A 13,268-nucleotide genomic window follows, 5' to 3' on the forward strand; every position below is an offset into this window, starting at 1 on the left:
GAGCGCGGCTACTGCCGTTCATGCATAAGCGATTGATGCGCCACGTAAGCCACATACTCGGCCAGGGTCTGAGCGTTCGGCGCGGGCACGGCGGCCGTTCCACCCGGAGTCTGCAATGCGCGCTGCGGGCCGATTCGCGCGCCGAACAACGCCGGGTCGTGAGCGGCCGGCTGCGTCGCGTTCTCGGCCGCCATTTTCAGATCGAGCGCTTTCGCGATATCCGCGAAGCCGTTGTATTGACTGCTCGTCGGGTCGGCAACCGCGGGTGTGCCTTGCATCTCGGCGGCGAGTGGCGCGGCAGGCGCATTGAGCTTCGCCGGGCCATCGTTGCCTGCGCTTCTGGGAGTATCCAGAAGCGCGCCCGCCCAGGAAGGCGATGCGGCATCGCGTGCGGTCAGCGGCGTTTCGATGTGGAAGGTTTCGCGCACCGCACGCACGATGGATGCATGATCGAAGGTCTTTCCGGCACATACGCTGCTGCCCAGTCCGCCACGCGTCGCGTAAGGCGATATGAGCAATGCAGGCACGCGAACACCCAGGCTGTCGAATTCAAACTTTTGCGGGTGCGCAGCGCGCGACCCATTCAAATCGGTATCGCCGGGCGGCACGGCGGCGGGTGGCTTTTCATGATCGAAGAAGCCGCCGTGTTCGTCCCAGGTGATGAGCAAGAGCGACTCTGCCCACACCGGCGAACTCCGAATGATTTCGTACACGTATCGGATCAGCGATTCACCGGCCGACATGGAGCCTATCGGGTGATGCGAGTTGCCCTTCGAAAAATTTCCGCTCAGCAGACCATAATCCGGTTCGATGAACGTATAGCCGATGTCGTAACCATCCTGCAGATCGCTGGCGAAGCTGTCGCCGGGATCGTCAGGCTTCAGACGCCTGAAGCGCTCGTCGTGAAAGAAGCGTTCGACGAGCCCTTTGATCGCCAGCACCTGAGGGAAGGCATCGGCGTGATACACACGCCATTTCGTGCCAACCTTTTCCAGAGAGTCGAACAGCGTGCCGTGCTCGAAAGAGAAGCCGAGGCTGTCGATCGTTTCGGATGCCACGCTGGTGATGCCGCTCGGACTGTTGTCGAGCCCACCGGATGACGCCGCGTGGATGAAGAATCGGTTCGGCCAGGTCGGGCCGGGCACGGACGAATACCAGTTGTCGAAGAGAACGAACTCTTGCGCCAGTTGCGACAGCACGCTCAATGTGCCGGGCCCGAAGCCTTGCATCGCGGATGGATTGCTCGTGAAACCGCTCATGGGCCGGTCGTCGCCCGGCGCGGGCAGGATTTGTTGACGAACGTCCTCGAACTCGTGCGGAGGATCGCTGGTCATGCGATCCGGTGCGCCATCGAGAAATTTCCACGACGGGTCGGGCGGTTGCACGCCGTTTAAACCGGACAATCCGAATACATGATCGAAGGACCGGTTTTCCATCGCGAGCACGAACACATGTTTGATTTCGGCCATGACGTCTCCCGGGACAGCATTCGGATTGCCGCTTAATCTCCCTCGTTATCCCCCACGCCAATGTACGCTAACCCACGTATCGACAACGATGCTCCATGACCGGTTCGCATGTCTAACGTTTATGTCGGGCACGCTTACATCGGCTTCATGCGATAAAGCACCGCACATAATTGATGGGCGCATGATCGGCGAGATCGCGCAGCACGACATTGCCGGTCTTCCACGCGTAGTCGCGCAGATAGTCCACGCGCGCGGCGAGTCGGTCGTCGCGCACGAAGTCGGGCGCGGCTGTTGTATCGAGCACGCCATCGCGATTCAGATAGGCAGCGTCGCACGCGTGCACGTAACCGCCCACGGCGGGCGGAAGCTCGGTCACGACATCGCAGCAATCGACCAGACGCGTCATGTCGATGCCCGCGAGCGTGGCGACGAATGCCGCATCGCCCACACGCGGCGAGCCGATGGTGATGAGCTTATCCGGCACGATCAGGCTGGCATACAGCGTGGCGATGGCCGCGCCCAGACTATGACCGGTCACGATAATCCGGCTCCTCGTGGTCCGCGTGTCTTGCAGCCACTGGTCGACCGGTCCGCGAATACTGCGCGCCGCGCGCGCGAATCCTTCATGCACGCGGCCCGCTTTCTCGCTCCACTCTGTCAGGCTGACTTGCAGATCGACGCCCAGATCGGTCAGCCGGTTCGGCTCCGTGCCGCGAAACGCGAGCACGCAAAGGCCGTCCGCGGGTCGCGATGCGCCATAGCCCTGCGTGCCGGTGCGAGCATCTTCGAACACGGCGATATCGCCGAGACCCACGCGGCCCACTGCTTCCTTCAGACGGTCGAGTTCCGCGCCACCCGCCTCATAATGCACATAGGCGAGCCGCGCGCATTCCACGGCCAGCGCGAGGTCGTCGTAGACGGTGCCTGCTGCAAACACGGTCGCGCGCATTTGCGGCGTTTCCAAGGCGTCGCGACTCGGATCATAGGAAATGCCGGGCATCTTCGTCTCCATCAAACGTTGCAGGAACGGTCTCACCTACACTTTGAACGCTTATTAGATTCGGATTCCTTTTATTTTATAAAAGCAAACGACCGTGCGCACCGGAGATGCATGATAAGTTCCCGAAGCGCACAATCCATCCGTGAAACGCCCTCCATGCAAGAAGGAACCGTGCGATGGACTCGCTTTCGTCCTGGCTCGCCGAACTCGGCCTCGAACGCTATGCAGCCGTGTTTCAGGCCAATGGCGTCGATCTCGATTCGCTCGCGCTTCTGACCGATAGCGACTTCATCGAACTTGGCGTGTTGCTCGGGCATCGCCGGCGTCTGCTCGATGCGCTGTCAAAGGGCAAAGTGAAAACAGCGGTACAACCGCGCACCGTGCACGGCGAGCGCCGCCATCTCACCGTGGTGTTCTGCGATCTCGCCGGGTCCACCGAACTCGCCCAGTCGATGGACGCCGAAGATCTGCGCGATGTCATGCGCGCGTATCAGGATGCGTGCGGACGCGTCGTAGCCCGCTACGATGGTCACGTCGCGCAGTATCTCGGCGATGGCCTCGTCGTCTATTTCGGTTATCCGCAGGCGCGTGAAGATGCCGCCGAACGTGCCGTGCGCGCCGCGCTCGACATTGTCGCGGAGGTCGGCACGGTCGTCTTCGCCGTGCCGCTGCGCGTGCATATCGGCGTGGCGACCGGGCCGGTGGTGGTTGGCGAATCAACCTCCTTCGAAACCGCCGTGGGCGCGACACCTAATCTCGCCGCGCGTCTGTGCGCATTCGCGGGCGCCGACCAGATCGTGATCGCCCCGGCCACGCGGCGGCTGCTCGGCGGCACGTTCGAGTTCGACGATCTCGGCGAGCACGTGCTCAAGGGCATCGGCGGGCCGTTGCGGCTGACGCGCGTCACGGGCATCGCGCATCGCGAGAGCCGCTTCAGCGCGAACCGGCCCGACCGCAGCACGCCGTTCATCGGTCGCGAACACGAAGTGGATCTGCTGCTGTCGCGCTGGCGTATCGCGAGGGACGGCGAGGGACGGCGAGGGGCAGGCGGTGGTGCTGGCGGGAGAACCGGGCATCGGCAAAAGTCGTATTGCCCATGTGCTGCGCGACCGGTTGAGCGCAGACGGGGAACAACATCTCACATTGCTCTATCAGTGCTCGCCGTTTCAAACGCATTCGCCGTTTCATCCGGTGATCGCGCATCTGTCGGAGACGAGCGGCTTCAGCCGTCACGACACGGCGCACACGCGTCTCGACAAACTCGAAGCCGCACTGCATCTCGATCCGGAAGAACGCGAAGACGTGGCGCCCCTGTTCGCCGCCCTGCTCTCGCTGCCGACCGAGCGCTATTCGCCGCGCATGGATTCGCCGCAACGGCTGCGCGAAGCCACCATCGACGCGCTGGTCGAACAGCCGTTGCGCCTCTCGCGCGGGCATCCGCTGCTGATGATTTTCGAAGATGCGCAATGGGCCGATGCCGACACGCTCGACACCATCGCGCGCTTCATCGAACGTATCCGGCACTGGCCGATTCTGCTGCTCGTGACGTGCCGCCCGGAGTTCACGCCGGAGTGGACCGCGCATGGCAATGTCACGCTGCTGTATCTGAACCGGCTGGCGCGGCGGCATGGCGCGCAGATCGCGGAGCGGCTGACCGCCGTCAAGCCGCTGCCGCCCGACGTGCTGGAGCAGATTCTCGAACGCGCGGACGGCGTGCCGCTGTTCGTCGAAGAATTGACGCAGACCGTGCTCGAATCCGGCTTTCTCCGCGATGCAGGCGATCACTGGGAAACCAACGGCCCGCTCGCGCCGCTCGCCATTCCCTCCACGCTGCACGATTCGCTGATGGCGCGGCTCGACCACCTCGCGCCGGTCAAGGCGGTGGCGCAGATCGGCGCGTGCATCGGGCGGGAATTCGATCATGCGCTGCTCGCCGCGATCGCGGACATCGATGTGCCGCAGCTTGCCCACGCGCTCGATGCGCTCGAAGCGAGCGGTCTCGTGTTCCGTGTCGGTTCGGGCGATGACGCCGTGTACCGTTTCAAGCATGCGCTGGTGGGCGACGTCGCGTACGACAGCCTGCTCAGAAGCCAGCGCGTGCGCATCCATGCGCGCATCGCGAAGGCGCTGGGCGATGCGTTCGGCGAGCGCGCGCGGGCCAATCCGGAATTGCTCGCGCAACATCTGGCCCGGGCCGGAATGATCGATGCCGCGCTGCGTCAGTGGGCCACGGCTGCGCGCGCGGCGATTGCGCGCAACCGTCATCTCGAAGGATTGATGCATGTGGAATCCGGGCTCGCGTTCATCGAGCAGGCCGCGCCCGCGCAACGCGCCGAACTCGAAGTCGCGCTGCTGGTGACAGGCGCGGCCTGTCACTGGGCGCTCCGGGGTTATGCGTGCCCGGAAGTCGAAACGCTTTGGGCGCGCGCCGAAACGCTGCTCGACGGCGTGACGCACGAGCGCTTGCTGGTGCTGGCGCTGGTCGGCATCAATGTGTGCGCGTATGCGTCGGCGGACTCGCGCAAGTCGTTCGCGACGACCGAGCGGCTTATCGAACTCGCCGCGCACACGCAGGACATTGATAGCAAGATCGTCGCGTATGCATCGGTCGGGCCGGTGCTCTACCAGCGCGCGGACTTCGCGCGTTGCGTGGCGCTGCTCGAATTCATCATCGACACGTACGATGTGGCGCGTTACACCGGCTATGGCCGGCTCAACGACGCGAGGGTGACGGCCTGCTGCTGGCTGAGCTATTGCCATCTGGCGAACGGGCACTTCGATCAGGCGCGCCGGTTGTCGCGCATGGCGATCGAACACGCCGATTCCCTCGCGCAGCCGTTCGTGCTCTCGGGCGCGTTGAGTCTCGCGGCGCGGCCTTTCGTGGAAGTGGGCGATCTCGTCGCCGGGCGCGAACTGTGCCGCCGTTGCACGGAACTGTGCGACACGCAGCATCTGCCCTTCTGGAAAGGTTGGGCGATGATCTACGAAGGCGTTGCGTGGATGCGCGAAACGCGATACGAGCACGCGCTCGCACGTTTCGACGATGCCATCGCGCATCTGGAGAACAACGGCGGGCGCAACGATTTGGGCTATCTGCACTCGTGGCGCGCGCAGGCGCTTGCGCGTCTCGGTCATGTCGAACTGGCGCGGCGCAGTATTGCCGCCGCGCGTGCGGATTGTCTGCATACCGGTCAGCGGATCGGTCTGGTCGATCTCGCGTATGCGGCGGGCGTGGTGGAACGGCTGGACCCGCACGGTTCGCGGCGCATCGCGATGAAGCGGCTGCGCGCGGCCGCTGCTCAGGCTCGCGCGCAGAATCTGCGATTGCTCGAACTGCGCGCGTGCATGGAGTTAGCGGACATATTGCATGACGAAGGCCGCCATGACGAAGCGCGTGCGTTGCTCGAACCGGTCATCGCGCCATTTGACGAAGGACAGGACTGCCCGCTGCTCGTCGATGCACGACGACTCTTGTCTCCAGGTCAGCCCGCTCCGACCGCCGAATAACTGCCGCCCTGCGCGCCGGGCAAGGGCATGTCCGAACTCGCGTGATGAGAGAGATCCGCCGATGCATCCGCCTGTCTCGCCGCCGACGTCCCGGCCGAAGACTCGCGCAACGTGAGCGAGGAATCGGGAAGAATCGGCACGCTCGGCTTGGACAGCAATTCGGTCTTGCGCGCCGAGCCCGCCGACGTCCCGAAGTAATAGCCGATGATGCTGATCCACGCCGTGCCGAGCGAACCCAAAATCACGTTGACGAGATCGCGGTTGTCTTCCGGCAGTTCTCTCAGGGTCATCAACAACAGGATTCCGAAGAATCCCGCCGTGACCGCCATGGCGAGCACCTTGGGCACCCAATCGCGCGTCGAGGTGCCCATCGAGCGCGCGTTGGCGCGATCGCCCGCCTGCACGCGCGCCATCTCCAGGCTCTGGGTGAGTTGCGCCTGCGCCGCCGTGACGGAAAGCTGCTGAAGCTGAATGGAGTTGGCGTTCTCCGCCTGTTTGACCTTTTCGAGCGCGGCAGGGTCTTCCAGCGCCGCCGAAACCGACTGCGGATCGTTCGCCGTGCCAAGCACATGCGAGAGTATCGTCGATGCCGCCGTCACGCCCAGTCCGATGGGTCCGCCCACGAGGGCCGCCAGCAGCGGCGCCGTGGAACCGATCGTCGATGCCACTTTGTTCCAGTCCATCATGCTGCTCCCATCAGAAGGTTCTTGGCGAGGCGGTCGGTCCAGCCCCGGCTGAAGGTCGGCCATGTATGCAATCCCTTGAGATAGCGCAGCCGGTACGCGGCGAAGCGCATGATGAACTGCATGGGATTGGCGGCCTGCACGGCGGCGACGGTCGCCGGGCCGAACTTGCCGTCGGGATCGACGCCGGCGGCTTTCTGCATCCAGACGACGATCAGGCCGCCGTTGTAGTTGGCATCGAAGATCTGGAAGGCGACGCGCGGATCGAATGTGTCGAGTTCCAGCGGGTCCCAGTACTTCGTCTTCGCGATCTTCTTGGCAAGCGCGAGCGGCAAATCGCGCATGGAACCGGCATAGCCGTAGGCGCGCGCGACGCGGGCCGTCACGCCCCACATGGTCTCGCCGCCCGGATCGGCCGGATTGAACGAATACCCTCCTTCGCTGCCGATCAACGCGCGGAAGGCATCGTCGAAACTGTTGTTCGACGTTACTTCGACTGGACTGTTCATGACATCGTCCCCCAGGTTCAAGAATGCGCGTCTGGTAACGCGGACTTGTCGCGCGAGTCGGTTAAGATGGCCCGTGCTGATTGGAAGAACGATTCTTCGGCTACAAAATAGAACGATGCTCAGACACGCCGCGACATATCGGCCTGAAGCCGTCCCGCAACGAGTTGAATGAGATAGAGCGCGAACTCCGGCTCCTGATAGTAGAGACGGATGGCGTCGGCGGCGGACACGGTGCGCAGATCGCAATCGGTGCCGCATACGGCCGTCGAAGTCCGGCGGCGCTCCGGCGAGAACAGACCGATCTCGCCGAACACCGTGCCCGGGCCGAGATCGACGTTCAATTCTTTCAGACGCACCGCTCCGCGTTCGACGTAGAACAGTTCGCCGCCGGGGTCGCCCTGGCGGAACAGCACATCGCCCGCGCGAAAATGCCGGCTGTGCATGTGGGCGAGCAACTTGCCGAGCACCGCATGTCCGTCGATGGCGCGCCGCGCCTGCGCTTCGCGAATCTTCTCCATGCGCGAGGCGAGCGCGCTCGCCTCTCCTCGGCTCGACACGTTGAGCGTCCTGAAGATGGTCGTGAGATGAGTCTTCACCGTGGCCTCGGTGACATCGAGCCGGCGTGCGATCGCTTTGTTCGACAGGCCGCGCGCGAGGAGCGCGAGCACTTCGATTTGCCGGGGCGTGAGGCAGAGATCGCTGGCGTCGGCGGCAGGGATCGCGCGGTCGTCCGTCCACTGCGCGCGCGGATAATAAACGCCGCCCGCGAAAGCCAGACGCATCGCGCTGAACAGCAATTCGCACGATGCCGACTTCGCCACGCAACCCGACACGCCCGCCGCGATCAGCCGCGCCACGACATCGCGATCGGCCACGCTCAGCAGCACGATCACGGGCATGACTTGCGCGTGGGCGCGCAGCGTTGCTTCCGCATCGCCGGAAAGGTTTAATGCGTCGCCGTCGATCACGATGCAATCGGGTCGCGTCGCGTCGAAAGAAGCCACGTCGCTCGTGCGCACGCGCGCGTCCTGCGCGAAGCCGCGCAACAGCGCCGCGATCCCTTCGCGGAACAGCCCGGACGGCCCCGTCAAAAGGATATCCATGTCGCCCCGCGCCGCGATGACCTTTCAATGCAATCATGCTAGAAAGCGCGGGCAGCGTTCTGCAACTCCTTAATCTAGTGTAAATCGGACATCACGCTTGCTTGCCACGCGTCTGCAAACCGGATTTGTTCAGGAAAGCGAAAAATGCATCGGACGCATAACCCGCGAGAAACGCAATCGCCAGCGGCGAAGCCGACGCGACGCTGCCCGGCGACTTGAACACGTTGTCGAATAGTCCGATCACCGTGCCGACGATGATCGCCGTCAACAGTCGCATGCGATTGGCGAGCCGGGCATACGCGGGATAGAACGTCTTGCGCGAATTCTGCTCCGTCAGTTCCCGCAGGATGAACGCAAGCGCGCCCAGCACCGCATACAGCACCGGCAGCAGATAGGTCGTCACCGCGCCCCAGAAAATATCGCTCGTGCGCTGCGCGTTCTGCGCCATCGCGCGAATGTCCTGATAGACGGCGAGCTTGCGCATGCCGTCGTCGATTGCTTCCGCGGGTTTAGGCGCGGATACGTTCGTGGTGCTGTCGCTTGGCGGTTCCGCGAGAATCGGCAGATCGAGTTCGAGATTGCGGCGCAAGGTCGGGCCGCTCAGCATCCACGGCGATTCGTAGATGTTGTCGTTCGCGTGCAGCGTCAGGTCGATGAGCCACTTCGTTTCCGCGTAAAGCTGGCGATTGTTGCGCGCGAAGTCCTGCAACTGCTGCTTGAGTTCCATCGCGGACGGCGTCACGGAAAGCCTGAGCGTGGGATCCGATGCGGGTTGCATGGAGATGGGGTGAAGGGTCACGTCGGTCTTGCGCGAGGCTGGCGTCTGCGTCTGAATCGCGATGAGATAGTCCTGCAATTCGTTGTGCAGGCTCAGCGAGAGACGGTCGTTTTCCTTGATGAGCTCCTTGCCCTTCGCCGATAGTGAGGAATCCGTGAAGACGATCATCGACACGGGAACGATCAACACGACGAGCGCGAGCGTCAGCCGGAAATAAAAGCGCGTGATCTTTCTGGCTTCCTGAATCGTGCTGTCGCACAGCGTGTGGAGCGTCACCGGGCTGATCGCGTGGGTCAGCGATGCCTTGGCGGCGTACAGGCTGGCTTCGAACTCCGGCGTCCATCGGCCGCGTGCGAATGCCGCGCGCGCGTCGGCAATTTCCCGCGCGATGTTCCTGTCGAAGCCGATGCCTTTGTTCGACGCGTAATCGAGCAATCTTTCGCATTGTTCGATCAGTTTCGGAACGTTGGCGCCGGCGTAGTTCCATGCATCTTCCTGCGGCGTTTGTGTTGGCATGATGAACTCCTCGCGTCGGTGGGGACATGACTGGAATACGCGGATCGACGCGACATTTTGAATTTGCGCGGTCCTTGTTCGTTGATGTTGACGAACGGCATCGGCCGATCTCTACGACTTTCGATGTAGGCCGTCTGGCCGATTGGCGGCGCTTGCGCGCCCCTACCCTGCATGCGTCCCGATCGATATTTAATTTCGCCGGAGGACGTCATGTCCGAAGTGCTGAGCGCCGCTCGTAACGATGCCGATGAAACCGTCGCGTTCGTCGATCTGTGGCGACGGCGCGCCCATCTCGCGGATGCCGAAATCGGCAGCGTCTATGCGCATGTGCGGCGTGCGCTGCGGGGCAACTTTCCGTCCGAATTGCGCGCGTTGGCGGAGGACAAGGAGGAATTGATCGCGCAGTTCATTTATTTGCGCGTGCTGCGACTCGACCGCGAATGCGCATCCGATGCCGGTCGCGCGGACACCGCACCGTCGAATGCCTATGCGATCTGCGCGTACTTCCGGCATTACCTGATCGACTGCCTGCGCAGCGCGGCGCATCGGCGCAATGTGTCGATCGAGATGGACGGCGTTTCAACCGAACTCGAATCGCACGCGAGCTCGCTCGATGATCCGGTGGAATCGGTGCTCGTCGAATATGGGCTGAACGAGCGGCGTGTGCGGCAGAAAGCGCGTGTTTTCGTGGATGCGCTATCGGACGCGGAGCGGCTGATTCTCGCGGGCTGCATTGGCGCGCGCGCCGACGACGAAGGTGGACTGAAGGCGCTGGCGGACCGGCATCGGCTGGCGTCTTATCAGTATCACGCCCGCAAGCTCGGCGTGCGGCTCAAGAAATCAGCGAGTCCGGCGGATTTCGCGCGGACTCGGCTCGGCGAATGGATGAGAGAGGCGCTCGGCATTGAAATCGTGCCCGAGAATCATGCGGTGATATTGGTCGTGCTCAAGTTGCTGGCGCTGGAGGCCAACGCTTGATGTTCGCGTCGGCGCAATCACGACGTTGCGACGCGTGACGCGAAAGACTTTGAGCTGCCACGCTTTTGGCGGATCTCGCCGCGTGTAGACCGGTCCTATCACGCTTGCGCAATCTGCCCTTCTTCGCGACCTGCAAGAAAATCAAACTACGAAAACTGTATCGATCGATACATTTCTGCCTCATCGCCCTGCAAAGGTCTTTTGCCTTGCTGGGAAATCGCGCCTGTCAGGCCAAAAAACACTTTTCTCGCGTGAAACAAGGGCTACGTAAACGCATCATCATCTTGAAGAAAAAGGCTTTTCTTTCCTATCGATCAAAAATTGGATGTTTCACGGGCACGTTTCACGTTGAAGGTGATTCGAGATTCTCTTACGCACGCGGCTGAATGCATACAGTCGAGCGGAAAGTAAACTTGCGTTTATTCCGCAACGAGACTACATTGCTGGTCAATTCTATCGGTTGGATGAAAAAGAATCCCCTCGATAGAAATCAATCGCCACGATGGAAGCCTCTCTCAAAAATGGATCTCGATCTCGCCAATCCTGGGAAGACCACGCCAGAAGACCTGATCAAGCTGGCCGGCCTCTCCGACTATATGCTTCAGAAGATCAGAGATGAACTTCTGGAGCCGTTTCCGCGGAAGGTAGCGCCGCTTGTCAGCTCATCTCGCGTTCAGGAAATGTGCGGGATCGACGTGCAGCGCATGGCCTACCTGCTCAAAAAGGGCGGTTTGCCTGAAGGCTCCCAGCATCGGCGGGGGGCGCCTCGCCAGTTTACGGTGGAAGAAGCCATCCAGTGGGTGAAGGCGTCGCTCTCCCCTACCGCTCGTGTCGGTCCGGGAAAAATCATCGCGGTCGCCAATTTCAAGGGCGGCGTGACGAAAACCACCATGTCGACCATCCTCGCTCAAGGTCTGGCGCTCAGACGCGGCCGCCGGGTGTGTCACATCGATCTGGACCCGCAAGGTAGCGCCACGACATTGTATGGGATCAATCCGCATGCGGAAGTGGATTCCAGTCAGACGATCATGCCCTTGATCGAGGCCTATCTGAAGGGCGATGAGTTCGACATGCGAACGCTCCCCCAAGAGACTTATTGGCCGAATCTCGATCTGATCCCCTCCTCCACCGAGCTTTTCAACGCAGAGTTCATGCTGCCGGCTCGTGCGTCTGCAGGCGCGCGGGGTGAGCGCTTCGAGAACGTTTTGCATTCCGGAATTGAGGCGTTGCGTGAGGAATATGACTACATCATTCTCGACACCGCGCCGACGCTCAGCTATCTCACCATCAATGCGATCTTCGCTGCAGACGGTGTGATCGTTCCCGTTGTTCCGGACGTGCTCTCCTTCGCCTCGATGGTCCAGTTCTGGCATCTCTTTTCAGACCTCGTCACAGGCATGGCGGCACGAGGGGAAGGGTCCCGTAAAGAATTCGACTTTCTCGACATCCTGGTCACGCGGATGACGCCGAAACCTGCCGCCAAAGCCGTGCAGTCGTGGATCAGCCAACTGTACGGGTCGCGGGTGATTCCGGTGGAAATCCCGGAAACCGACGTCGCACGGAACACGAACATGCGGTTTGCGACGGTGTATGACATCTCGACGTACGAAGGCGGGGCGGAGACACTACGACGCATTCGTACCCCGTGCGACCAATTCGTCGACCGCGTCGATGATCGAGTCTCTAGTCTGTGGCAAAACGGGAGCAATGCGCAATGAGCATGAAAAGCTTCGCCAACCGTGCAGCGGGCATTCAATTGTCGGCAGAAGAAATGGACAAGGCGCAAAATCGCGGCCCTGGTACGCCTCGCACAGCGCCCGGCCAACTCATGCATCTCCAGGCGACATCGGAGCGGCAGCACGACGAGATCGAGAAGCTCAAGAAGGAACTGGAAGAAGCGAAAAGGGCGGGCGGTGCGGTAGACGTTCCGCTGGCCGATTTGCACGAAGTTCCCGGCCGGCGCCGGCATATGTCTGCCGAAAAATACGCGGAGCTGCGAGAAAACCTGGGGCACAACAAACTGATCCATCCGGTTGTCGTCCTGCCCCGCGTTGCAGGCGGTTTCGAGATTATTTCCGGTCACCATCGAAGCGATGCTTACCGGGACTTGGGACGCGAGACGATTCGATGTGTTCTTGGAGAAGCGACGGCCGACGAAGCGGACGAAGGGGCTTTTTTCGCAAACCTCATGCAGTCCGACCTGACCGACTACGAGAAGTACGTCGGTCTGAAGCGTTATCAGGAACAGCATCCAGAATTGAACAAGGCCGCGGTGGCCGAGCACGTCGGCATCAGTCCGTCACACATCAGCGCCCTGCTTTCGTTCGATCGCCTTCCGCCAGAAGTTCGAGAGATGATCGAATCCAACATGTCGATCCTTGGCGCCAACGCGGCGGCCGAATTGGCCGTGATCGTAGACAGCGGAAAACGTGACCGCGTGGTGGAAGCTGTTCGACACCTGCTCGACAGGAAGCTCGATCAGGCGCAGGCCGTGAAGTTTGCCCGCACAACGGAAACGACCCGGCCCGCAAAGCTGAGCGCGGCGACGTTCAAGATAAAGATGGGGAAATCGACCTGGTGTGATGTCCGAAGCACCAAGAACGTGATGCGAATCGAATTCCAGTCGGAAGAAGTGGCGAATTCCGTGCGTGAGGCAATTCGCCAACATCTCGAAACACTCGCACAGGCTCAAAAAAACTAAGTGATTGATTTGATTGGACTTCGT

Annotated in this window: 11 protein-coding genes and 1 pseudogene; 5 read left to right on the plus strand and 7 right to left on the minus strand. The window is 61.8% G+C overall.

Annotation, left to right across the window (positions count from 1 at the left end):
• Nucleotides 1-8: 8 nt before the first annotated feature.
• Together ACZCWR_RS34895 and ACZCWR_RS34900 are read right to left on the minus strand one after the other, a co-directional pair.
• Nucleotides 9-1,469 (minus strand): alkaline phosphatase family protein, encoded by a 1,461-nt coding sequence (locus ACZCWR_RS34895; protein WP_487306834.1) that lies wholly within the window; start codon nucleotides 1,467-1,469, stop codon nucleotides 9-11.
• 145 nt (nucleotides 1,470-1,614) lie between these two features.
• A complete protein-coding gene (locus ACZCWR_RS34900; protein WP_487306835.1) occupies nucleotides 1,615-2,469 on the minus strand; it encodes a lipase family protein in 855 nt (284 codons plus the stop codon).
• A gap of 176 nt (nucleotides 2,470-2,645) precedes the next feature.
• Between ACZCWR_RS34900 and ACZCWR_RS34905 the strand changes: the two are divergent.
• Nucleotides 2,646-3,284 (plus strand): annotated as a pseudogene (locus ACZCWR_RS34905) (adenylate/guanylate cyclase domain-containing protein); the annotation flags it as partial.
• Here ACZCWR_RS34905 and ACZCWR_RS34910 read toward each other — a convergent pair.
• Nucleotides 3,186-3,452 carry a hypothetical protein gene (locus ACZCWR_RS34910; RefSeq protein WP_487306836.1) on the minus strand — a complete coding sequence of 89 codons (267 nt, stop codon included), beginning with the start codon at nucleotides 3,450-3,452 and terminating at the stop codon, nucleotides 3,186-3,188. The pseudogene ACZCWR_RS34905 and the gene ACZCWR_RS34910 sit on opposite strands and share 99 nt — an antisense overlap.
• Before the next feature lie 67 nt (nucleotides 3,453-3,519).
• Here ACZCWR_RS34910 and ACZCWR_RS34915 point away from each other — a divergent pair, with 67 nt between their 5' ends.
• Entirely contained in the window at nucleotides 3,520-5,976 is a 2,457-nt protein-coding gene (locus ACZCWR_RS34915) for an AAA family ATPase (protein WP_487306837.1), read from the plus strand.
• Here ACZCWR_RS34915 and ACZCWR_RS34920 read toward each other — a convergent pair.
• From ACZCWR_RS34920 to ACZCWR_RS34935, 4 genes are all read right to left on the minus strand, one after another.
• Nucleotides 5,952-6,659, minus strand: a complete 708-nt coding sequence (locus ACZCWR_RS34920) for a hypothetical protein (protein WP_487307101.1) — start codon at nucleotides 6,657-6,659, stop codon at nucleotides 5,952-5,954. The two genes, ACZCWR_RS34915 and ACZCWR_RS34920, sit on opposite strands and share 25 nt — an antisense overlap.
• Nucleotides 6,659-7,168: a glycoside hydrolase family 108 protein gene (locus ACZCWR_RS34925; protein WP_487306838.1), complete on the minus strand. Its 510-nt coding sequence runs from the start codon at nucleotides 7,166-7,168 to the stop codon at nucleotides 6,659-6,661. Before ACZCWR_RS34925 ends, ACZCWR_RS34920 begins: the two co-directional genes overlap by 1 nt.
• A gap of 119 nt (nucleotides 7,169-7,287) precedes the next feature.
• Nucleotides 7,288-8,271, minus strand: a complete 984-nt coding sequence (locus tag ACZCWR_RS34930; RefSeq protein WP_487306839.1) for a LuxR C-terminal-related transcriptional regulator — start codon at nucleotides 8,269-8,271, stop codon at nucleotides 7,288-7,290.
• 91 nt (nucleotides 8,272-8,362) lie between these two features.
• Nucleotides 8,363-9,565 carry a hypothetical protein gene (locus tag ACZCWR_RS34935; RefSeq protein WP_487306840.1) on the minus strand — a complete coding sequence of 401 codons (1,203 nt, stop codon included), beginning with the start codon at nucleotides 9,563-9,565 and terminating at the stop codon, nucleotides 8,363-8,365.
• Between the two features lie 210 nt (nucleotides 9,566-9,775).
• On the opposite strand from ACZCWR_RS34935, the gene ACZCWR_RS34940 reads away from it, so the two are divergent.
• The 3 genes from ACZCWR_RS34940 to ACZCWR_RS34950 all read left to right on the plus strand — a co-directional run bounded on the left by ACZCWR_RS34940 (nucleotide 9,776) and on the right by ACZCWR_RS34950 (nucleotide 13,244).
• Nucleotides 9,776-10,543 carry a hypothetical protein gene (locus tag ACZCWR_RS34940; protein ID WP_487306841.1) on the plus strand — a complete coding sequence of 256 codons (768 nt, stop codon included), beginning with the start codon at nucleotides 9,776-9,778 and terminating at the stop codon, nucleotides 10,541-10,543.
• 521 nt (nucleotides 10,544-11,064) lie between these two features.
• Entirely contained in the window at nucleotides 11,065-12,261 is a 1,197-nt protein-coding gene (locus ACZCWR_RS34945) for a ParA family protein (RefSeq protein ID WP_487306842.1), read from the plus strand.
• The gene (locus ACZCWR_RS34950) at nucleotides 12,258-13,244 is read left to right on the plus strand and encodes a ParB/RepB/Spo0J family partition protein (protein WP_487306843.1); all 987 of its coding nucleotides are present in this window, start codon (nucleotides 12,258-12,260) and stop codon (nucleotides 13,242-13,244) included. The genes ACZCWR_RS34945 and ACZCWR_RS34950 overlap by 4 nt, the downstream gene beginning before the upstream one ends.
• The last annotated feature ends 24 nt before the right edge of the window (nucleotides 13,245-13,268 follow it).

This window comes from Caballeronia sp. A2-2, assembly GCF_057612605.2.

Coding starts and splice junctions, on each gene's coding strand:
- ACZCWR_RS34895 (WP_487306834.1), bottom strand. CDS start 1,469: ATGGCCGAAATCAAACATGTGTTCGTGCTCGCGATGGAAAACCGGTCC.
- ACZCWR_RS34900 (WP_487306835.1), bottom strand. CDS start 2,469: ATGCCCGGCATTTCCTATGATCCGAGTCGCGACGCCTTGGAAACGCCG.
- ACZCWR_RS34920 (WP_487307101.1), bottom strand. CDS start 6,659: ATGGACTGGAACAAAGTGGCATCGACGATCGGTTCCACGGCGCCGCTG.
- ACZCWR_RS34925 (WP_487306838.1), bottom strand. CDS start 7,168: ATGAACAGTCCAGTCGAAGTAACGTCGAACAACAGTTTCGACGATGCC.
- ACZCWR_RS34930 (WP_487306839.1), bottom strand. CDS start 8,271: ATGGATATCCTTTTGACGGGGCCGTCCGGGCTGTTCCGCGAAGGGATC.
- ACZCWR_RS34935 (WP_487306840.1), bottom strand. CDS start 9,565: ATGCCAACACAAACGCCGCAGGAAGATGCATGGAACTACGCCGGCGCC.
- ACZCWR_RS34940 (WP_487306841.1), top strand. CDS start 9,776: ATGTCCGAAGTGCTGAGCGCCGCTCGTAACGATGCCGATGAAACCGTC.
- ACZCWR_RS34945 (WP_487306842.1), top strand. CDS start 11,065: ATGGATCTCGATCTCGCCAATCCTGGGAAGACCACGCCAGAAGACCTG.
- ACZCWR_RS34950 (WP_487306843.1), top strand. CDS start 12,258: ATGAGCATGAAAAGCTTCGCCAACCGTGCAGCGGGCATTCAATTGTCG.